This is a genomic window from Pseudoalteromonas maris (assembly GCF_049257235.1).
GTDB lineage: Bacteria > Pseudomonadota > Gammaproteobacteria > Enterobacterales > Alteromonadaceae > Pseudoalteromonas.
In genome coordinates this window covers 157,512-178,151 of sequence record NZ_JBMMUF010000004.1, presented here as the reverse complement: position 1 = coordinate 178,151, position 20,640 = coordinate 157,512, and the positions used below count along the sequence as shown (strand labels likewise).

Annotated in this window: 18 protein-coding genes and 2 tRNA genes; 9 read left to right on the top strand and 11 right to left on the bottom strand. The window is 43.1% G+C overall.

The features are described from left to right. Window positions 1–76: 76 nt before the first annotated feature. Window positions 77–853 (bottom strand): DUF481 domain-containing protein, encoded by a 777-nt coding sequence (locus AAEU32_RS07630; RefSeq protein ID WP_421969934.1) that lies wholly within the window; start codon window positions 851–853, stop codon window positions 77–79. A 19-nt stretch (window positions 854–872) separates the two neighbouring features. Continuing rightward, window positions 873–1,694: a mechanosensitive ion channel domain-containing protein gene (locus AAEU32_RS07625; RefSeq protein ID WP_421969933.1), complete on the bottom strand. Its 822-nt coding sequence runs from the start codon at window positions 1,692–1,694 to the stop codon at window positions 873–875. Between the two features lie 306 nt (window positions 1,695–2,000). On the opposite strand from AAEU32_RS07625, the gene AAEU32_RS07620 reads away from it, so the two are divergent. After that, window positions 2,001–2,076, top strand: a tRNA-His gene (locus AAEU32_RS07620). Window positions 2,077–2,294: 218 nt separating this feature from the next. On the opposite strand, the gene epmA is transcribed toward AAEU32_RS07620, so the two are convergent. Then, window positions 2,295–3,275: an elongation factor P--(R)-beta-lysine ligase gene (epmA, locus tag AAEU32_RS07615; RefSeq protein ID WP_421969932.1), complete on the bottom strand. Its 981-nt coding sequence runs from the start codon at window positions 3,273–3,275 to the stop codon at window positions 2,295–2,297. A gap of 108 nt (window positions 3,276–3,383) precedes the next feature. Beyond that, window positions 3,384–3,950, bottom strand: a complete 567-nt coding sequence (gene efp, locus AAEU32_RS07610) for an elongation factor P (protein ID WP_421969931.1) — start codon at window positions 3,948–3,950, stop codon at window positions 3,384–3,386. A 40-nt stretch (window positions 3,951–3,990) separates the two neighbouring features. On the opposite strand from efp, the gene epmB reads away from it, so the two are divergent. Then, the gene (gene epmB / locus AAEU32_RS07605) at window positions 3,991–5,007 is read left to right on the top strand and encodes an EF-P beta-lysylation protein EpmB (protein WP_421969930.1); all 1,017 of its coding nucleotides are present in this window, start codon (window positions 3,991–3,993) and stop codon (window positions 5,005–5,007) included. A gap of 272 nt (window positions 5,008–5,279) precedes the next feature. Here epmB and AAEU32_RS07600 read toward each other — a convergent pair whose 3' ends face one another. Then, window positions 5,280–5,492, bottom strand: coding sequence for a hypothetical protein (locus AAEU32_RS07600; RefSeq protein WP_421969929.1), 213 nt, complete (start codon window positions 5,490–5,492; stop codon window positions 5,280–5,282). Between the two features lie 70 nt (window positions 5,493–5,562). Here AAEU32_RS07600 and AAEU32_RS07595 point away from each other — a divergent pair, with 70 nt between their 5' ends. After that, window positions 5,563–5,862: a prephenate dehydrogenase gene (locus tag AAEU32_RS07595; protein ID WP_421969928.1), complete on the top strand. Its 300-nt coding sequence runs from the start codon at window positions 5,563–5,565 to the stop codon at window positions 5,860–5,862. Here AAEU32_RS07595 and AAEU32_RS07590 read toward each other — a convergent pair. The 6 genes from AAEU32_RS07590 to AAEU32_RS07565 all read right to left on the bottom strand — a co-directional run bounded on the left by AAEU32_RS07590 (window position 5,859) and on the right by AAEU32_RS07565 (window position 14,964). Further along, window positions 5,859–6,785 (bottom strand): sulfite exporter TauE/SafE family protein, encoded by a 927-nt coding sequence (locus AAEU32_RS07590; protein WP_421969927.1) that lies wholly within the window; start codon window positions 6,783–6,785, stop codon window positions 5,859–5,861. The genes AAEU32_RS07595 and AAEU32_RS07590 overlap by 4 nt on opposite strands. A gap of 170 nt (window positions 6,786–6,955) precedes the next feature. Further along, complete coding sequence (locus AAEU32_RS07585; RefSeq protein WP_421969926.1) at window positions 6,956–7,471, bottom strand: DUF3016 domain-containing protein; 516 nt, start codon at window positions 7,469–7,471, stop codon at window positions 6,956–6,958. Window positions 7,472–7,698: 227 nt separating this feature from the next. Further along, on the bottom strand, window positions 7,699–11,793 hold the full coding sequence (locus AAEU32_RS07580) for an Ig-like domain-containing protein (RefSeq protein ID WP_421969925.1): 4,095 nt from the start codon (window positions 11,791–11,793) through the stop codon (window positions 7,699–7,701). A gap of 575 nt (window positions 11,794–12,368) precedes the next feature. Continuing rightward, window positions 12,369–14,012, bottom strand: coding sequence for a chaperonin GroEL (groL, locus tag AAEU32_RS07575; protein WP_421969924.1), 1,644 nt, complete (start codon window positions 14,010–14,012; stop codon window positions 12,369–12,371). Between the two features lie 56 nt (window positions 14,013–14,068). After that, window positions 14,069–14,356 (bottom strand): co-chaperone GroES, encoded by a 288-nt coding sequence (locus AAEU32_RS07570; RefSeq protein WP_105188484.1) that lies wholly within the window; start codon window positions 14,354–14,356, stop codon window positions 14,069–14,071. 113 nt (window positions 14,357–14,469) lie between these two features. After that, window positions 14,470–14,964, bottom strand: coding sequence for an FxsA family protein (locus AAEU32_RS07565; RefSeq protein WP_421969923.1), 495 nt, complete (start codon window positions 14,962–14,964; stop codon window positions 14,470–14,472). Window positions 14,965–15,103: 139 nt separating this feature from the next. Between AAEU32_RS07565 and cutA the strand changes: the two genes are divergently transcribed. From cutA to AAEU32_RS07535, 6 genes are all read left to right on the top strand, one after another. Continuing rightward, the gene (gene cutA, locus AAEU32_RS07560) at window positions 15,104–15,424 is read left to right on the top strand and encodes a divalent-cation tolerance protein CutA (RefSeq protein ID WP_421969922.1); all 321 of its coding nucleotides are present in this window, start codon (window positions 15,104–15,106) and stop codon (window positions 15,422–15,424) included. 11 nt (window positions 15,425–15,435) lie between these two features. Beyond that, a complete protein-coding gene (locus AAEU32_RS07555; protein ID WP_421969921.1) occupies window positions 15,436–17,250 on the top strand; it encodes a protein-disulfide reductase DsbD in 1,815 nt (604 codons plus the stop codon). Between the two features lie 421 nt (window positions 17,251–17,671). Then, window positions 17,672–18,124 (top strand): type II 3-dehydroquinate dehydratase, encoded by a 453-nt coding sequence (gene aroQ / locus AAEU32_RS07550; RefSeq protein WP_421969920.1) that lies wholly within the window; start codon window positions 17,672–17,674, stop codon window positions 18,122–18,124. Between the two features lie 25 nt (window positions 18,125–18,149). Then, window positions 18,150–18,602, top strand: coding sequence for an acetyl-CoA carboxylase biotin carboxyl carrier protein (accB, locus tag AAEU32_RS07545; RefSeq protein ID WP_421969919.1), 453 nt, complete (start codon window positions 18,150–18,152; stop codon window positions 18,600–18,602). 27 nt (window positions 18,603–18,629) lie between these two features. Continuing rightward, window positions 18,630–19,970 carry an acetyl-CoA carboxylase biotin carboxylase subunit gene (gene accC, locus AAEU32_RS07540; RefSeq protein WP_421969918.1) on the top strand — a complete coding sequence of 447 codons (1,341 nt, stop codon included), beginning with the start codon at window positions 18,630–18,632 and terminating at the stop codon, window positions 19,968–19,970. 549 nt (window positions 19,971–20,519) lie between these two features. Continuing rightward, window positions 20,520–20,596, top strand: a tRNA-Ile gene (locus AAEU32_RS07535). The last annotated feature ends 44 nt before the right edge of the window (window positions 20,597–20,640 follow it).

Sequence of the window (20,640 nt, the reverse complement as noted above, 5' to 3'; positions counted from 1 at the left end):
ATACAATATGATACACGACAAAACCCACGAAAAAAATGCGTATAGGGCATTTTTCACGTGGGTTTTTAGACTTTTCTTAGAAATTATAAACGAGCGTCAATGCTGTTTCTGTATCTGTGTTTTCTTTATCGTCAGCAACATCAGAGTTGTGCGTAACGTTGAAACCCACTTTCATTTGCAAAGAACCGTTGATTTTAGTCAACAATGCAGTCTCTGAACGTGTTTTGGTATTGGTATCACCGTATTCAACTGCCAGTAGCTGAGTGAACTTAGCACCCTCAGAAATTTGCCACGTGTAGTCAGCTTTAGCTAGGGCAATTAGTTCACCTTCCCACTCACCAGCTAGAGGTGCGCCATTTGAGTCCACTTCAGTGCTGTCATCTGGGTACTTGAAATATTTGTAACCCGGACCGATTTCAGCATTTAGCACCATGGTTTCATCGTCAATTAAACGCAGACCATAACCGCCTGAAACAACGGCTTCCTCACGGTAAGCACCAAAGTAATCACTCAAGTAAGAACCATAAATGAACAAGTGTGCATTGTCTTCGTTAAGTTTGTAGTTACCCTGCGCAGAGCCAAAGTACTTTTCGTTTGTACGCTCGGTGATCTTAACGCCGTTATCTTGTTCAACTTCATCTTCTTTGTACAAACCGCTTAGTTTGTACTCATTATTCCATTTCTCAAGGTTATGCTTGATTGTAAGCGCACCTTTGAAGGTGGTTGTTTCAGTGTTACCACTGGTGATAATGGCACCCAACTCAGCGTTGGCTTCCCATGTTTTTTTCTCTTCTGCGGCAACGTTAGTTGCAGCGAAAGCTGCAACTAACACCGACAAATACTTTAATTTCATTTTAGCGATCATCTCCAGATTATTCGCCAGTTTTGTGTAAATGCACATCCATTTGTGGATACGGAATACCAACGCCATTGTCATCAAGAGCAATTTTAATGTTCTCCATCAGATCAAAGTATGTTGGCCAGTAATCAGCGGTGTTAACCCAAGGGCGAACCACAAAGTTTACACTTGAATCAGCTAACTCGCTTACTGCTACAGTATATGCTGGCTCTTTCAAAATACGGCTTTCGGCGTCAAGTACTGAGGTAAGTACACTTTTCGCCTTTTTCAAATCTGCGTCGTAGCTTACACCAATCACTAAGTCGATTCGACGAGTCTTTTCACGTGAATAGTTCACAATGGCGCCAGACATAATCGATGAGTTTGGCATAACAATGATTTTATTATCTGGTGTATTCAGCTCTGTAGAGAAAATCTCAATTTTACGAACCACACCGGCTTTGCCGCCTGCTTCAATGTAGTCGCCTGATTTGAACGGACGTAAGATGATGATCAATACACCCGAAGCAAAGTTAGAAAGAGAGCCTTGCAGTGCCAAGCCAACCGCTAAGCCTGCAGCACCAAGAATCGCGATGAATGAGGTAGTCTCAACACCCACTTGTGACAGCGCCATCAATACCGTACCGATGAACACTAGCGCATAAATGATATTGCCGCAGAACGATCCAACGGCTTTATCCACATTGCGCTTCGCGAATGCTTTTTGCGTTAAGTTGCTGCACCACTTTGCAACACGTAAACCAATAATAAGAACGATGATTGCAAGCACAGCTTGTAATGCATAGTGAGTTAACATCCCTGAGTTATCTGAGATCCAATTTGTTATAGTTTCCATTAGCACTCCTACGATTTGCTATAAAAAAGCACGACATTCAGTATTACGTTACTGCTCTTTGTACCTAATATAATATTCTCTCAGTTTTTAAATAAATCACAACTGAACGAAGTTACGATGTTTAAGCACCAAACGCTCACTTAGGCATTAATTATTACTCCTTTTTACCTAGTACGGGAAATACCTTCTTGAAATGATGGCTAAAATTACGACAATCAAAAAAAACTAAGTAATTTTCTCTTCACAACTACAATTAAACTATGTATTATGCGCGCCACACATCGAGAGGTGTGCACTTCTATTATGGCGGCTGTAGCTCAGTTGGTAGAGCCCTGGATTGTGATTCCGGTTGTCGCGAGTTCAAGTCTCGTCAGTCGCCCCATTTTTTCTTCCTAAGTATTTCTGTTTTATTCTTTTTTTCAAATTTCTTGTGAAATTAATACTGTTATTTTACGTATTGAGTTTGTTTTCAGTGCATTTGCAAGGCTGAAGCCTTGCCTACATTGCACAACACCGCATCGTATCTTTGCAGGTCAGGCTTTTGCCTGACAAACCTGCGAACCATCGCGCAAGGCTCAAGCCTTGCCTACAACAAAATTACTAAGCTCTCTCGACATCAAAACTCAGCACTTCTTTGATATGACTTTTGTCGCATGCAAGCATCACTAGGCGGTCAATTCCCAAAGCGACACCCGAACACGCAGGCAACCCTGCATCGAGCGCTGCGAGAAAGTGCTCATCAAGCGCTACTGCTTTTAAACCCTTTTCAATTCGCTTTTTATTGTCTGCCTCGAATCGTGCTCGTTGCTCCGAGGCATCGGTTAACTCGTTAAAACCATTTGCTAATTCCTTGCCTTTAAAATAAAGCTCAAAACGCCCGGCTACACGTGGGTCATCTTTATTTAGCTGTGCGAGTGCCGCTTGAGACGCGGGGAAGTGATATACAAAACACGGTTTTTCTTGGCCAATTTTTGGCTCTATAACCATGCAAAACAGCAGCTGTAACAGTACATCAGGGTCTGTTTCGTTATCGGCGATATGCTCAAACCCATGTTCAGCTGAAATAACTTTGAGTTGCTCAAGCGTCACGTCCAGCGGGTCTAGCTGCAAATACGTTTGAAAAGCCTGTTGGTAGGTCATGCGTTCAGCGGCTTGTGTATTTACTATTAGCTGCATTAACGCATCGCTTTCATCCATTAGGTCAAATTCGTCAAAACCCGGCCTGTACCATTCGAGCATGGTGAATTCGGGATTATGATGACGACCATTTTCCTCGTTACGAAACGCTTTGCCGATTTGATAAATCGCTCCACTTCCCGCAGCCAATAGCCGCTTCATTGCGTATTCTGGTGAAGTTTGCAGATACAAAGGTAACCCTTGCGCGTACCCTTGGCCGACAAATTCGGTAGCAAATGTTTGTAGATGCTCATCAGTAACGCTGGCTTGCGACAAACTGGGTGTTTCCACCTCCATAACCCCTCGCTCATAAAAAAACTCGCGAATAGTTCGCAAGATTTTGGCTCGCTGCTGCAATGTAGTTATCTGTGCACTTGGTTGCCAAAGCGATTGCTGCTGACTCATTATCTACCCTTACCAAAAATACCTATAAGCTAAAAATCAGATATAAAAAACCCAGCTCGGTTGCCCGGGCTGGGCTTATAAGTCATGTATTGAAATTGCTCAGTGCAATTACTTTACACGGCTTACGTATTCACCTGAACGTGTATCTACTTTGATCACTTCACCAATTTGGATGAACAAAGGAACACGAACAACAGCACCCGTGCTAAGTGTAGCTGGCTTACCACCAGTACCCGCAGTATCGCCTTTTAGGCCAGGATCTGTTTCAGTTACTTCAAGCTCTACGAAGTTTGGTGGTGTTACCGCAATTGGGTTGCCGTTCCACAAAGTGATCGTGCACGAGTCGTTCTCAACTAACCATTTCACGTTATCGCCTACTGCTTTTTCGTCAGCCGCGATTTGCTCAAACGTTTCGTTGTTCATGAAGTGCCAAAACTCACCGTCAGTGTAAAGGTACGCTAAGTCTGTATCCATTACGTCAGCAGCTTCTACTGATTCACCTGATTTGAAGGTTTTCTCTAATACTTTACCAGAGATCAACTTGCGTACTTTTACGCGGTTGAACGCTTGACCTTTACCAGGCTTAACAACCTCATTTTCAAGGATGCTGCAAGGCTCGCCGTCCATCATAAATTTAAGGCCACCCTTGAACTCGTTGGTGCTATAATTCGCCATCTTGTCCTCTAATCAACAATTTCGAGTAATTAACCTGCCAATGATACAAAGAATCGAAGTAAATTTGCATAAAAACTGGCAAAAAGAATTAGCAGACGTGGTAACTCGCCCCGAGGAGCTACTTGAATTACTCGAATTACCCATTGAAAAACACCTCGCAGATTGTGAAGCTCGCGCGCTATTTAATCTGCGCGTCCCGCGCCCTTTTATAGCCAAAATGGCCAAGGGGGATGCGCGTGACCCATTGTTATTACAGGTTTTACCCCGTCGGCAAGAGTTTAACGAAGTAGTAGGATTCAGCACTGATCCTCTGCTAGAGCAAGATAATGAACAGCCCGGTTTATTGCACAAATACCGCTCCCGAGTGTTACTCGTTTTTAAGTCGGCATGCGCTGTTAATTGCCGATATTGCTTTCGTCGCCACTTTCCTTATGCAGACAACCAACTCAATAAGGCGGCACTAAAAGACAAGCTCGACTACATTGGGGCGCATAACGAGGTAAACGAAGTGATCCTCAGCGGTGGCGATCCTTTGATGGCTAAAGACGAATACATTGCGTGGTTTGTTGAACAATTAGCGCTTTTACCAAACATTAAACGCCTGCGTATACACTCACGTTTGCCAGTGACCATCCCCTCCCGTATTACGCCTGAACTTTGCGATATATTAAATAAAACCCGCTTGCAGGTGGTGATGGTGCATCACATTAATCATGGCAATGAAATTGATGAACACTTCGCCAAAGCAACAGCGATGTTAAAAGCAGCTGGGGTTACTCAGCTAAACCAAGCAGTGTTATTACGGGATATAAACGACAGTGCGTGTGCGCAAATTGAACTAAGTGAAAAGTTATTTGCTGCTGACATATTGCCTTATTACCTGCATCAACTTGATAAAGTGCAAGGTGCCGCGCACTTTGCGGTCAGTGATGAGCAAGCCAAAAGCATCATGGCTGAGGTCATCGCTGCATTACCTGGCTTTTTGGTGCCGAAGTTAGTGCGCGAAATTGGTGGTGAGCACAGCAAAACGCCCATCGATTTGCATTTAGAGCCCTAGCCCCGTTTCTTCGTAGGTCGGGCTTTGCCGCCAGGGATGGCGGTACTAGGGTAACGCAGGAGCAGTTACCTAGTAGCCTGACAAACCAGCGATTCACTGTGTAAGGCCGAAGCCTTGCCTACAATACACCGCAGCAATTTCTTTGTAGGTCGGGCTTTAGCCTGACAAACTAGCGATTCACCATGCAAGGCTAAAGCCTTGCCTACAACCGACTTTCACAAAAAAAGCCCGCAAATTGCGGGCTGTGGTTCATTACGGCGTATCTGCTGCGACTACACGTGGATATTAATATTATTACCCAAGGTTGATGTTACCCCTGCGCTTGGGCTTTGCGCCGCGCGGGTAACATTTGCAGCAGACTCAATCAGCGCAATAGCTGCCTGACCGTCAGCTTGCTGACGCTTCTTAGCAAGCGCTGCGCTATAGACTTCTGCGCCTTGACCGCCACTGTTCATCACAGGGAGAGAGCTTCCAGAGATATTCATAACGCTTACCTGACTTTTTAAATGAATCCACGTACCATATCGGCCAAATCCTCTAAACCTTTAGAAGAAAATGAACTCGATTATTGAAAAGTTAAACGACAACCTGAAAATTGTGTATCGCCAAGCGCTAGATGCAGACCAAAAGCTCGATCAACTTCAAAAGGAAGGGCACGGTAAATTCCAAGCGCTATTCACACAAGAAGCGGGCTTTGAATTCGAAGCCAAACGCTTCAAACCTTACGTGTTAGATGTTGCCGCTGATGTTGACGCTCTGAGTCAAAGTGAAGAGCTTGATGAAGAGCTACTTAAAAAAGCAGTATTAAAACTACAAAGCTTACTGACGCTGCTCGCTACCTTCAAAACGAACTAAGAAGACAGCTGCTTGCGGCTGCGCAATAAGCTAAATACAACAAACACAATAAGCCCTGCCAGCAGGGCTTTTATCATTGGTGCGAAGTCGATAATTAATAAAGTCGATACCACCTCCAGTGCAATGAGCAGATAGATAAAACGCATCACCACGCGCTCATGCACAATGGCCAGTATATATCCCCCCAAAGGCGCGCCCACAGCTACGATAGGTGCAGCGAAAAACCATGGCTCAAAAACCGCATGTTCAGGCGAAAAAGCACCACTGATAGTTAAGCTCGCAATACCGCATAGCGAAATCAGCGCCATAAAGCACACAGTAGTGGGAATAAGCGCTTTCGCACTCACTCGTTGGCGCAGTACAAGATAGAAAAACAATAAGGTATCTGCACCCGCCCCCACAAACGAACTTAATACACCGCCAAGCAAGGCGACTATGTATAAGCCAGTACTCCCACGCCACAGACCATCTTGCTCATTCATGCTTTTCACAAGTAAGTAACCAGACCCCAGCAAGAAGAAGCTATAAATTACCTTTAAATTGGTATTTGCGACGTTGAAGTGCAAGCCAATCGCCAAACCTAGTAAGGCAAATGGCATGATGCGCAGCAGTAAAGACCAATAGATAGTCACCCCGCGCGAGACAAAAAACAACGTAGCACAGCTCATACCCACTGCTTGGATAGCTAGCGAGAATACTTTGGCATCCATAGCGGAAAATTCTAAAAGCTTGGTAAACACGGGGAAGGCTACAGCGCCACCGCCAAGAGGGGTGGAACCCGCAACAAATGAGCCAAAAATCATAGTCACAGACGATGCCCAATTTGCCAGTAAATCACTCACACTAAATTGGCTAGCGAATACGCCAAGCCAAACACAGTACAGAATAATTAAAACACAGGGGTAGAGATAAGCTCTTTTCATGGACTATCGCACAAATGCGTAACGTAACTACAGAATAATACTGCGCGTTAGATTATCACTTGCGGTCAATCAAATCAGCACTGTTTTGTACCAATTCACTTAATTAAGTGAGTTGGTCTTACACAAATAAAAACAGCGCTGTAAAAGCGCTGTTTGCCGATAAGCAATTGTTATCGAAATTTTTTTGTTGGCTCAATACCTAGCTCTGGATAAAGCGTCTCATCGAACCATGAACTGATCAGGCGAAAATCGTAATAAAACTGCTTGTCAGCATTAAAGGTGCGGATCCTATCCATAAAGCCCATGTCTTTTATATTCACATCACCTTCACTGAGCACTTTGCCGTCTTTATCAGTTACGCTGTACGAAAACTTAATACGCGGTATATACAAATCTTCAATGATACGAAATTCATTCATGCCATAACGTACATCACCAGCAAGATCTAAGTCTTTGATCTCGGCATTGAACACATACCCTTCAGGCAAGTTATTTTGCGCCTCGAAATTAAAGTGTTTATCAAATTGCTTGATTAGGCGCTCATGAAACTTGCTTCTCACCTCATTCGCAGGGCGAGCGTCGGTGTAGTCATTTAAATCGCCCCATTTAATTTTTGCTTCTCCAGCATGAGAAGCAACTGAAGTGCACAGGGCTGTGGTAACGAGCAATAAGGTTGTTGCTTTCATCTCTATCTCCTAATTTGCCTACATAAATATAGACCTTTTTGTCACCAATTAGATTACATAACACCCAACAAGTTCGTTATCAAGTGTAATCAATGATTGCAGTTTGTATGTGAGGTATTTTTTATAACCACCCAATACGCAAAAACCCAGCCGAGGCTGGGTTTTATAGAAAATGATTTCTTGCCTCTTGCGCCATAAATCACTCTATATAGCCTAACAAGATCATATCATTTAAATGTGATACTCCAGCTTCTAAGCTCCCCTAAATTACCTCTTCTTTGATCTGACACTTTTAAACTCCACAGTCCCTGAGCTTCTGATTTTTGAGTGAGTTCTAGTTGCCAAGTTTGTCCTTTAGAATATTGCCCCGGATTGGAGAGGTTGTAGTGCTTACCTTCAGGTGAAATAAGCTGGACAGCAATATCACCGCTATCTGAATGGAATATGTCGGCTTTAACCATTACTGATTGCGCTTCAAATTGTGAAGGCACATCTATGCTAGATGTGATCCCGTATCCTCTATTGTCGGGAATAACATGCACAGTACTACTACGATACTCTGTACCGCCATCCGATAAAACATCGACATTAACCATCGCCTCATCTTTATTGCCACTGCTATCAATAATTGAGGCCGTAACCACGTGCTGACCTACGCTCAATTCAGCTGATACTTCAGCCCCACTTGCTATATCGCCATCCAGGTTTGAAGCCCAAGAAATATTCTGGCTGATATCGCCATCTTCGGGATCTATAGCAGTTGCAACAAATGCGATTTGCGTATTTTGTGGAAACTGTTGCCCCGAACTAGGTTGTTGAATTCTAATTGAAGGATAGCTGTCTGGTGGTTCTTGAATATTCACAATAACCACTCCTTGGACGGGTATAGAACCATCAGAAACGGTATAATTAAATTGCACTACGCCAATATAATCACTAGGTGCAAAGAAGTGCACTTTATTCATTTCTATCGCCACGCTGCCATAGTCAGGCTCAGTGATGTCAATGATCGTTAAAACATCGCCATTTTCGTCGAGGTCATTGGCAAGAACGTCAATCAACATAGACTGTCCCTGATAGAGAGTAACTGAGTCTGCGTAAGCAACTGGTGCAATGTTGTCATCAGTAACAGAAACGAATACAGATGCCTGACTCAAGCCACCATAACTATCATCTATTTGATAAGTGAATATGTCTTCGCCTATAAAATTGAAAGAAGGACTGTATATCAAGTTATTACCTAATAACGTAACTTCCCCGTTGCCCGGCTGGCTAAAACTTGTGATGCTAAGACTATCAGAATCGGTGTCGGTATCATTTGCCAAAACATCAATACTTACTGGCTCATTCTTAAATGTGGAAACATGGTCACTTTCAGCCACCGGAGCGACATTTACTCTAATAACTTTAACTATTACAGAAGCTCCGCTAATCCCACCATTTCCATCTGATATTTCATATGTGAAGTTATCTTCGCCAATAAAATCTTGGCGAGGTGTGTACACAAGAGTATTGCCAGATTGGGTTACGACACCTTGAGAGCCTTGTGTAAAGCTTGAAATATTAAGAGGATCACCGTCCGCATCTGTATCATTTTCAATGACATTAATTGCTATGGTTGTGGATTCAAGAGTTTCAACAACATCATTTTGCGCTTGAGGGAAGTTATTTGATACTGAGCTTTGTTCTATGTTTATCACAACGTTTCCGCTAGCCGTCCCGCCCTTAGTGTCTGAAATGGAATAACTGAATGAATCCTGTCCCACAAAGTCAATTTCTGGTAAGTAGCTAAACTCATTGTTTTGTATAGTTAATTCACCATTCAATGGTGATGTATAGGAATCTATGATTAACGCGTCTCCATCTTCATCATAGTCATTTTCCAATACACTAAACTCAACAGCTAAGTTCTGCTTCGTATAAACTAAGTCATCTATAGCGACAGGCGCTTTATTTGGAGCTTGGATGTTAATAACAACGCTACCAGTAGCCTCACCACCATGGCCATCAGCCACTTTATACTTAAAACCATCTTCGCCCTGCTGCCCGTCACGTGCTGTATAGAGAAATGTATCGTTTTCAACTTGCAATAGTCCCTTTAGAGGTAAGGTATATGCCGAAAGGTACAGCTGATCACCATCCTTGTCAGTGTCATTTTCAATAACATCAAAAATTGCAGTTTCACCCACATTTACAGCGTAGAAATCACTGTTCGCCACAGGCTGAGAATTAACAAACTCGATTACATTTAGGCTCACTTTCGCTGTATCTGAACCCTTTTTCCTTAAATTAGTTTCAACATCAAAGTCTTCTATCGTGTACTCAAAACTATCCGAGCCAATAAAGTTTTCAGCTGGTACGTATAAAATTTCATTCCCGTAGTTAATAACCGAGCCATTTGAAGGAGCGGTTATTTGGACGATATGTAATCGATCATTATCGAGATCAACGTCATTATCGAGTACTTTTAATGCGGATTGCTCCCCTGAGTAAACAGTGTAACTATCGTCGTTTGCAACCGGCGGGGCGTTCTTTACGACATCAATTATGACCGAAGCCGTATCAAAACCATTTTTTTTGACGTGGTTAGATGGGTAAACATCGACAATTTCATATGTAAATTTATCACTCCCAAAGAAGCCCTCGTTAGGAGTATATGTTATGTAGGAGCCATTATTTTCAATTGTGCCATTGGCAGGTTGAGTGACAGACTTGATATATAAGAGATCATCATCACTGTCTGTATCATTGTCTCGAACATGGAGTGTAATTGCCTCTCCAAATGAGACCGCATTGTCATCTACAGCATCGGGGTAGTTATTTGGCCCATCTTTACAACCAACAAATTGCCAACAGCTGTAAAAACGAGTCGTACCAACGAACTCCTCTTTGCCAGTCAAGTACTGAGTAAATTTTGCATGTATAAAGAAATCAGTCAGCGTCACTACTGTGCTTTCACCTGCCAGAGTGAACTCCCTTGCAGGCACCTTGTAGCGAATTTTGTTGACGCCTTTGTTTATATCAACTGAACTAACTCCAAAATTAGCTATACGCTGACCTTGAGAGTTTCTCGCTTTCACGGATATACCAAACTCCCCCTCAATTTGAGAATCCACTTCATAAGCGAGATTGATACCTTCGTATACGCCATCACCATTCTCATCTAACGGTGACTCTTCAAAGTTACCAATATACATTAACTCGGGACGCTCCCACTCTTCAAAGGAGTAGTAATTAGTCTGAGCAAACTCATTGTATGAAAAATGAACATCGCCTTTATAAGACAATCTCAAAGTATCGACTACGAATGAACCAGAGTACTCAGTTTGTCGTAACTCTCTTCCTGAAAACTCAAATATTAAATAATCACTTGTGCTGTCAGCGGTGATTTTTGCTCTTTGAGTAAGTCGAACCCCATCCTCTGTAACCAAACTCACTATAGCATTGAGGTGATCACTGAATGTACCAAGGTATGTGATTGCAAAAGAAATCTGGAGGATATCGAAATAGCCATCATCATCAGTATCAACCGTTTCTTCCAGTAGATTTTTAGATAGACCAATGTATTTTTCATACACACGAAACTTTTTAGTGAAATTAGTTACTAGTACTTCGCTATCAGCAGATAAATCAAAAATTTCAACATACAGTGTGTAAACTCCAACAGTTAAAGGTTCAAAATAAAAGCTATATAAGCCATCTTTAGCTTGAAAATCACCATACATGCCATTATCGGCTATGGTGAATTCGTGCATTTTTTGCCCCCCTGTACTGATCGTATACCTTACTTTTGCATCAAGATAAGGCTCAGTTCCCTGGTTAATTGCCGTATATATAGGGATTGGTGTATTAACAAAAACCTTAGTGTCCGACTCACCGATGTTGGTGAGGTAAGATAAAGGGTGTGCTTCATTGACTATATTAATTGAAAATTGATTAGCACCTGATATTTCCCCACGAAGTAAAAATTTCCCTACTGGGGCATTGTTTATTTCGATTACCCAACTAGCACTTGGTGATAATAATGCTTGAAGAATATTCTGAGGTTTAAAATCAATTATTTTCGTATTGAAGGAGCTAGAATTCATGGCGTTAACAACACTACCATCTGGCATCACAATCTCAATATTTGAAGTCTTGATGCTTGCGGTATTGGGAATTCTTATCATCAAATTTCCGCTCTGATAATTATCAAAGTTGCAGGTAAAATACCCCCCTTCAACTTCAACTTGCTTATTAAGACTTAACGAATTAAATGATATGAACGCGTATAAGTTGAACGATAAAAGAAACAAAAATAAGGGAATCTTAAAAATTTTCATTTTCCACCCCCCAATTCAAAACACCATCTAACCCTTGATTAATCACCTCATTCTGAGCACCCGTATGAGGACCATAAATATCGGTGTTAAACAGTATTGTTTTGTGATTCCCTAAACTCTCTAATTTTAATGTTGAATCAGAAGCTAAAGCACTGTAAATATCCACCATAGTATCGTTGTACTTATCTTCACCATTGTTAATAGGAACTGCGACATATTTAGTGATGGTAAAATGATGGCTAGAGGCTCCTCCCGATGAAAACGCAATTAACGAAACTTCTTTTTTCTCATACTTTGATCATATGGCGTATCTGAGCGCCCATAGTGAGATTTGTAAGTATCTGCGAAAGAACTAACAGTAAATATAAAAATTGAAAGCAATAGTAGCTTCATAACAACCTCCTTGTTGGTTATAAAATAAATAAAGCTCACAGCTCTTATTTTGTAAATAAAAAAGGAACAGGTGATTGTATTTAATTACTCTGAATAACTATCTCTAAGCTTGCACAATTAATTACCCCATAAAAAAACCCAGCCGAGGCTGGGTTTTTACGAAGCTAGATAGCGGGGGATGATTACATCATTCCCATGCCACCCATTCCGCCCATGCCGCCCATATCTGGTGCAGCTGGCTCATCTTTAGGAATTTCAGCAACCATTGCTTCGGTTGTGATCATAAGACCAGCAACTGATGCAGCGAACTGTAGTGCAGAACGCGTTACTTTAGTTGGGTCTAGGATACCCATTTCGATCATGTCATTGTATTCGCCGTTCGCTGCGTTGTAACCATAGTTACCTTCACCGCCTTTCACTGCGTTAACAACTACTGACGCTTCGTCACCAGCATTTGAAACGATTTGACGAAGAGGCGCTTCCATTGCACGCAGTGCAACGTTGATGCCGTGGTTTTGGTCTTCGTTTTCAGCTGTGAGTGATGCAATCTTAGACGCAACACGTACTAGCGCAACACCACCACCCGGTACAACACCTTCTTCAACCGCAGCGCGAGTAGCGTGTAGTGCATCTTCAACGCGGTCTTTCTTCTCTTTCATTTCTACTTCAGTTGCTGCGCCAACTTTGATTACTGCAACACCGCCAGCTAGTTTAGCCATGCGCTCTTGTAGCTTCTCTTTGTCGTAGTCTGAAGTTGCTTCTTCGATTTGTGCTTTGATTTGCGCAACACGGCCATCGATTGCGCCTTGTTCGCCGGCACCATCGATGATGGTTGTATCATCTTTTGTGATCACTACGCGCTTAGCTGTACCTAGGTCTTCTAGTGAAGCTTTTTCAAGCTCTAGACCGATTTCTTCAGAAATCACAGTACCGTTAGTAAGGATTGCGATGTCTTGAAGCATCGCTTTACGGCGATCACCAAAGCCAGGTGCTTTAACCGCAGCAACTTTCACGATACCGCGCATGTTGTTTACTACCAATGTTGCTAGTGCTTCGCCTTCAAGATCTTCAGCGATAATTAGCAATGGCTTACTTGTTTTTGCAACTGCTTCAAGTGTAGGAAGTAGCTCACGGATGTTAGATACTTTCTTATCAACAAGAAGAATATGTGGGTTGTCTAGTTCAACCGCACCTTTCTCTGGGTTGTTGATGAAGTAAGGAGATAGGTAACCACGGTCGAACTGCATACCTTCAACAACGTCTAGTTCGTTTTGCAGTGATTGACCTTCTTCAACAGTGATAACACCAGATTCACGGCCTACTTTTTCCATCGCTTCAGCAATGATGTCACCGATTTCTGAATCAGAGTTTGCTGAGATAGTACCAACCTGTGCGATAGCTTTAGTGTCTGAACATGGTACTGAGAGCGCTTTTAGCTCTTCAACAGCAGCGATAACCGCTTTGTCGATACCACGCTTAAGGTCCATTGGGTTCATGCCAGCTGCTACTGCTTTTAGGCCTTCGTTTACGATTGCTTGCGCAAGTACTGTTGCAGTTGTTGTACCGTCACCCGCTGCATCATTGGCTTTAGAAGCAACTTCTTTCACCATCTGCGCGCCCATGTTTTCAAACTTGTCTTCAAGTTCGATTTCTTTCGCTACAGATACACCATCTTTAGTGATTGTAGGTGCGCCGAATGATTTGTCTAAAACAACGTTACGGCCTTTAGGACCTAAGGTAACTTTTACTGCGTCTGCTAGTACATTCACGCCTTTTAGCATTTTAGTGCGTGCGTCATTTGCAAAACGAACTTCTTTTGCTGCCATTATTCTTTCCTCTAAATTCTGTTTAATTCGGGTCTTAAGAACATCAGGGAGGCGTATTAGCCTACGATACCTAGGATGTTATCTTCACGCATGATTAAGTATTCTTGACCTTCGATCTTTTCAGTTTTCTCAACGTAAGAACCGAAAAGTACTGTGTCACCTGCTTTAACTTCTAACGCGCGTACTTCGCCGTTATCCAATACACGGCCATTACCTACAGCAACTACTTCACCACGTGAAGATTTTTCTGCCGCAGAGCCAGTAAGCACGATGCCGCCAGCTGACTTAGTTTCTTCTTCAAGACGCTTAACGATCACGCGATCATGTAAAGGACGAATGTTCATTTGTTTAGTTCTCCTAACAGTTTCTGAACAACTACAGAAAAGTCTTAAAATTTGGTTGCTTTCATTTATGGGGGTGAGCAAATTAAAACCCAAGAGCTAAATTTAAAAATTTTTTACTCTTTGCGCTCAAATTCACCCTCAATTGTGGTATTCGATTGCTGGTGCTCTTTGTGCACCGAATGTTGCTCTGCTGAGTGATGACGTGTGTGGCTGCTCTGATAATGCGCACTAAAGCCACCACCTTGCGTCATATGCACCTGTGCGTGTGAAGCAAATGCTTTAGCCATGCGTTTGCGCACAGCTGGAGTTAGCAATAAAAAGCCAAATACATCGGTCATAATCCCTGGGGTAAGTAGCAGTACACCGGCAATAATCACACAGATGCCGGTAAACATTTGTTCTGCTGGTATTTGCCCTTGTGCCATTTGCACTTGTGCATCACGCATTGCGCCTACGCCTTGTTGCTTCACAAGCTTGGCGCCAATAATCGCTGTAATAACAATTAATGCGATGGTAGCAAAGCCACCAATCACTTCACTGACTTGAATTAATAAGGCGATCTCAACGATGGGAATAATGATAAAAAGTAAAAAAAGTGCTCTAAACATGAGTAGTCTCGTATAAGTCGATGAAATAAATGTGTGGTTGGCAAGGTCACTTTTCAAGTCTTCTGTCGAGACTCTATAGGCTTTAATCTTGCTATCCGCTAGTATGGGGTTAGAAAAAGAGCACACTAGAAGGTTCACTATGACAACACATTACCGGTTGATCTTCACAACCTGCGCAAATAAAGAAGAAGCCAGAGCCATGGCAGAGCAATTGGTGCAGCTTAAACTTGCTGCGTGTGCAAATATTCTTCCAGAGATTGAGTCTATCTTCTCGTGGCAAGGTGAAATCACGTATGCAAATGAGACCAAGCTGTTAATTAAAACTAAGTCCGAAAAAATGAACCAAGTGATTCAGACGATTAAGAAGCTACACAGCTACGAAGTACCTGAAATTCAGGTCGTCGATGTAACCACTGGCAACTTGGCATATTTTAACTGGATGGATGAGGTACTAGGTTAATGCGAATGCTAATGCGAGTACAGCTGTTACTACTCACGTTGCTATTTAGTTCGTTGAGCTTTGCGAGTAATTCGGTTTTAAGTAGCTTACTTGAACCTTCACAAAACACATTTTTACCTGTTGATGAGGCTTTTAAGGTCGACTTCGACCAACAAGGCAGCACCCTTTTTGTTGGCTGGGACATTGCGCCTGGGTATTACCTTTATAAGCACAAGCTTGAATTTATTGCCAAAGGTGCAGACTTACAAGGGCCAAACGACTTACCCGCAGGGCAGATGATTGAGGATGAATTCTTTGGTCGCACCGAAGTTTATTTTGAGTCTTTAAGCACACTCTCTAAAGTCACCAATATTAGTGATGGCGCTGTCGTAAAAATTCGCTACCAAGGCTGTGCAGAAGCCGGGTTGTGCTACCCACCTGAAGTGATTGAGATACCGCTGACAATGGTTGCCTCAGATACCCAAAGCACCGCGAGTGCAATTGAGAGCATGTCGGATTTTGTTGAGGGCGAACAACAAAGTGAGCTTTCTCTGACCGATAAGCTTGCAAGCCAAAGTCTCATGACAAACTTGCTGTTCTTCTTTGTCGTGGGCATTGGCTTGGCATTCACACCATGCGTATTCCCAATGTTTCCTATTCTATCTAGCTTAATCGCTGGGCAAAAGAATTTATCAACCAGTAAAGCGTTTAGCTTATCGTTTGTGTATGTGCAGGGTATGGCGATTACCTATGCCATTTTAGGGCTGGTAGTGGCATATTTTGGCGGCCATATCCAAGGGTATTTGCAGCATCCTTACGTACTTATTAGCTTTAGTTTGTTGTTTGTGTTGCTTGCCCTTTCGATGTTCGGCTTTTACGACATACGCTTGCCTCAGGGCATGATGGAAAAACTCACCAATGTGAGTAACAAGCAAAAAGGCGGCAATTATGCTGGTGTGTTTTTCATGGGCGTGCTCTCTGGGTTAATTGCATCTCCTTGCACCACCGCACCACTTTCTGCAGCTTTATTGTATGTGGCACAAAGCGGTGACTTTGTAGTTGGAGGCCTGACGCTTTATGCACTGAGTTTAGGCATGGGCTTACCTCTACTACTGTTGGGTACGTCAGGCGGTAAATTACTGCCAAAAGCCGGCGGCTGGATGGAGCAGGTAAAAACCTTGTTCGGCTTCTTGATGCTTTTCGTACCCTTGATCTTGCTTGAGCGTATCTTAGCGTTTGAGATCATTTTGCTCATGGCTGGTTTACTCGCGATTGCTACGGCAATTTATTTGCATCACTGGCAAAGCGGACAAACTCAAGGTGCAGGTAAAACAACCTTATGGAGCTTTGCAATGCTGCTGTTTGTGGGTGGTCTGTTACTCGTGCAAAACTATATTTGGCCAAACACGCCTGCAAACACAGTAAACCAAACGGTACAACCTGCGGGTGGTTCTCAATCGTCAGGCATTAAAACCAAAAAAGATCACTTTGTTCAGGTAGCAGATCTTAAAGAGCTTAACGAGCTGCTGGCAAATACCGATACTCTGGTGATGGTGGACTTGTATGCTGATTGGTGTGTAGCTTGCAAAGAGTTTGAGAATTACACCTTCCCTAAAGAACAAGTACAACAGCAGTTTGAACATTTCACCTTGGTGCAAATAGATTTGACTGAGACCAATGACACCACCATTGAGTTTATGGAAGAGTTCACGGTATTTGGTCTGCCAACGATTATGTTCTTCGATACCAATGACAAAGAGCTATCAACGCTGCGCGTTACTGGCTTTTTAGGTGCTGATGAGTTTGCTGCGCACTTACAAAAAGTACGCGATAAAAGCGCTAACTAAACTGCATTGCCAAAGGCGAGGTGCAACACGCGCTTCGCCTTTTCAAAATCCCTGCCTCCACACCTGCCCGTACATTGGCCCAATGAGTTCTCGAACATAAACATGTTACGTTAGCCTACCGATTTAGCCATTATTTGCGGTTTCTTCTGAGAAAACGCTAAATTTGGCAAAAATGAAGGTAATGCGTTTCGCCACGTGGCTAAATTCAATTTAAATTTGGCAATAAAGTATTATTTTGTTCCCGCACTCGCATGGAGCTCTGGGTGATTAGACCAGTATTTTGCTGCTATTTACCGCGAACTCACTATAATAGTGCGCTAAAGTGAGAAAAGTTTGCTATTCGCAGCTTTTACCCTTAAGTTTATTACAGACATTCGTATAAACACTTATAACTCACAAGATAAAGGATTTTAGTCGCAATATGGCTGCAAAGTTTAAGATTTTAGTTATCAACGGCCCAAACCTAAACATGTTAGGTCGTCGTGAGCCTGAGAAATACGGCTCGAAGACATTGGCAGAAATTACCGATGAGCTAAATCATGCAGCAGCGGCGCTCAATGTTGAACTTGAGCATTTTCAAAGTAACAGTGAAGCAGCCTTAATTGAGCGTATTCATGACGCATGGCAAAGTGTTGATAGCATTATCATCAACCCTGCGGCATTTACGCACACCAGCGTGGCGCTTCGCGACGCATTATTAAGCGTTGCCATTCCTTTCTTTGAAGTGCACCTGAGCAACATTCATCAACGGGAAGCCTTTCGCCATCACTCTTATTTTTCTGATGTGGCGCAAGGTGTGATCTGTGGTTTTGGAGCAATGGGCTATCAATTCGCGCTACAAGCAGCGGTGAGCCGGTTGCAAGATTCGAATTAAAAACTAACTAACAGGCGGGTTTTTCATGGACATTCGCAAAATTAAAAAACTAATCGAACTTGTTGAAGAAACAGGTATTGCTGAACTAGAAATCACTGAAGGTGAAGAGTCAGTACGTATTAATCGTCATAGTCCAGCACCAGTTGCTATGCCACAACAGTACAGCGTTCCTGCTCCAGCAGCTCCTGCACCAGTTGCAGCTCCTGCAGCAGAAGCACCAACAGCAGAGCCTGCTCAACCTACTGGTCACCAAGTTAAGTCACCAATGGTTGGTACTTTCTACTCAGCATCTTCACCTGAAGCTCCTGCATACGTAGAAGTAGGCGCTAAAGTAAATGTAGGTGACACGCTTTGTATCGTTGAAGCTATGAAAATGATGAACCAAATCGAAGCTGACAAAGCTGGTACCGTTAAGGCTATCTTGGTTGAAAATGGCGAGCCAGTAGAGTTCGATCAACCACTTTTCATCATCGAATAATCGCGCAACCTAAACAAGGCATCAACTATGTTAGATAAAGTTGTTATCGCAAACCGAGGTGAAATTGCACTTCGCGTGTTGCGCGCCTGTAAAGAGCTCGGCATTAAAACCGTGGCGGTACACTCTACCGCCGACCGTGACTTAAAACACGTGCTCCTTGCAGATGAGACTATTTGTATTGGTAAACCCGCAGCTTCTGAAAGCTACTTAGACATTCCGCGTATCATCGCGGCAGCTGAAGTAACTGACGCAGTAGCGATTCACCCGGGTTACGGCTTCCTTTCTGAAAACGCTGACTTTGCTGACCAAGTTGAGCAAAGTGGCTTTATCTTTATCGGTCCAAAGGGCGACACGATTCGTCTGATGGGTGACAAAGTATCAGCTATCGAAGCAATGCGTAAAGCGGGTGTTCCGTGTGTACCAGGTTCAGACGGCCCACTAACAGAAGACAACGAGCGCAATATGCAGATCGCTAAGCGCATCGGTTACCCTGTGATCATCAAAGCTGCTGGCGGCGGCGGTGGTCGTGGTATGCGTGTTGTTCGCAGTGAAAAAGAGTTAACTAACTCAATCGCACTTACACAGCAAGAAGCTAAACAGTTCTTCGGTAATGGCATGGTTTACATGGAAAAATTCCTAGAAAACCCACGTCACATTGAAGTTCAAGTACTGGCTGACGGCCAAGGCAATGCTATCCACCTAGGTGAGCGTGACTGTTCAATGCAACGTCGCCACCAAAAGGTTGTTGAAGAAGCGCCTGCGCCGGGTATCACTGCTGAGATGCGTAAGTACATCGGTGATCGTTGTACACGTGCATGTATCGAAATCGGTTATCGTGGTGCGGGTACGTTCGAATTCCTATATGAGAACGGTGAGTTCTACTTTATCGAGATGAATACGCGTATTCAGGTAGAGCACCCAGTGACGGAAATGGTTACAGGCGTTGATCTAATTAAAGAGCAGCTGAAAATTGCTGCAGGTCAGCCTTTATCAATCACTCAGGAAGACGTAGTGATCCGAGGCCACGCTATTGAGTGTCGTATTAACGCGGAAGACCCGAAAACCTTTATCCCTTCTCCGGGTAAAATCACTCGCTTCCACCCTGCGGGCGGTTTAGGTATTCGTTGGGACAGCCACATTTATGCGGATTACACAGTACCACCGCATTATGACTCAATGATTGGTAAGCTGATCTGTTACGGTGAAAACCGTGATGTAGCGATTGCACGTTCACGCAACGCGTTAAACGAGCTAGTGATTGATGGCATTAAGACCAACACTGAACTACACAAGATTATTTTAGCGGACGAGAACTTCAAAAATGGTGGCACAAACATCCACTATCTTGAGAAGAAGCTTGGCCTATAAATAACATGTTAAGCAAAGCAAAAGCCGACCCTGAGTCGGCTTTTTTTGTTTTAATGAACGCGTTAGCGCGGCAATACCAATCAGCATCACAATGTGAACCGATATAGCGTTGTATAAATAACGTGCTAACAAGGAAGTGTTTTCTTACGCCCTTGTTTTAAATGGAAAAGCTTTAGCGAGATGGGCACAATATTTAGCCCGCTAAAATGATTGGCTATTTAGGCTGATTGCTACAAAAACAGACCATCGTTTAATTAGTAAGCGATTGATTTATTCAAACATAAATAATCACCCGCTTGCTAGTGACAAGGCCTCTAAAACTTTTTATACTGCTCGGCGCTTGCTTAAGGATATCTCCTATCCTAGAAAATCATAGTGAGCGTCTAAGATACAAAATGGCCCTATAGCTTAGGTGATGAACGTAAGCTATAGGCTTTGAGAACTGATTTAACATCACTTCGAAAGTGAAGAACGCGAGGTCGTGGATGACCGAGCTGAGTGCAGATCATCATGGACGTGTATACTCCGACTGCACCAATGACAAAAAATGGCCCTATAGCTCAGTTGGTTAGAGCACACGACTCATAATCGTTAGGTCCCTGGTTCGAGTCCAGGTGGGGCCACCATTTTTCCTACTCTTCCATGTTATTAACGACTAACCGAATCCCTT

Coding starts and splice junctions, on each gene's coding strand:
- AAEU32_RS07630 (WP_421969934.1), bottom strand. CDS start 853: ATGAAATTAAAGTATTTGTCGGTGTTAGTTGCAGCTTTCGCTGCAACT.
- AAEU32_RS07625 (WP_421969933.1), bottom strand. CDS start 1,694: ATGGAAACTATAACAAATTGGATCTCAGATAACTCAGGGATGTTAACT.
- epmA (WP_421969932.1), bottom strand. CDS start 3,275: ATGAGTCAGCAGCAATCGCTTTGGCAACCAAGTGCACAGATAACTACA.
- efp (WP_421969931.1), bottom strand. CDS start 3,950: ATGGCGAATTATAGCACCAACGAGTTCAAGGGTGGCCTTAAATTTATG.
- epmB (WP_421969930.1), top strand. CDS start 3,991: ATGATACAAAGAATCGAAGTAAATTTGCATAAAAACTGGCAAAAAGAA.
- AAEU32_RS07600 (WP_421969929.1), bottom strand. CDS start 5,492: ATGAATATCTCTGGAAGCTCTCTCCCTGTGATGAACAGTGGCGGTCAA.
- AAEU32_RS07595 (WP_421969928.1), top strand. CDS start 5,563: ATGAACTCGATTATTGAAAAGTTAAACGACAACCTGAAAATTGTGTAT.
- AAEU32_RS07590 (WP_421969927.1), bottom strand. CDS start 6,785: ATGAAAAGAGCTTATCTCTACCCCTGTGTTTTAATTATTCTGTACTGT.
- AAEU32_RS07585 (WP_421969926.1), bottom strand. CDS start 7,471: ATGAAAGCAACAACCTTATTGCTCGTTACCACAGCCCTGTGCACTTCA.
- AAEU32_RS07580 (WP_421969925.1), bottom strand. CDS start 11,793: ATGAAAATTTTTAAGATTCCCTTATTTTTGTTTCTTTTATCGTTCAAC.
- groL (WP_421969924.1), bottom strand. CDS start 14,012: ATGGCAGCAAAAGAAGTTCGTTTTGCAAATGACGCACGCACTAAAATG.
- AAEU32_RS07570 (WP_105188484.1), bottom strand. CDS start 14,356: ATGAACATTCGTCCTTTACATGATCGCGTGATCGTTAAGCGTCTTGAA.
- AAEU32_RS07565 (WP_421969923.1), bottom strand. CDS start 14,964: ATGTTTAGAGCACTTTTTTTACTTTTTATCATTATTCCCATCGTTGAG.
- cutA (WP_421969922.1), top strand. CDS start 15,104: ATGACAACACATTACCGGTTGATCTTCACAACCTGCGCAAATAAAGAA.
- AAEU32_RS07555 (WP_421969921.1), top strand. CDS start 15,436: ATGCGAGTACAGCTGTTACTACTCACGTTGCTATTTAGTTCGTTGAGC.
- aroQ (WP_421969920.1), top strand. CDS start 17,672: ATGGCTGCAAAGTTTAAGATTTTAGTTATCAACGGCCCAAACCTAAAC.
- accB (WP_421969919.1), top strand. CDS start 18,150: ATGGACATTCGCAAAATTAAAAAACTAATCGAACTTGTTGAAGAAACA.
- accC (WP_421969918.1), top strand. CDS start 18,630: ATGTTAGATAAAGTTGTTATCGCAAACCGAGGTGAAATTGCACTTCGC.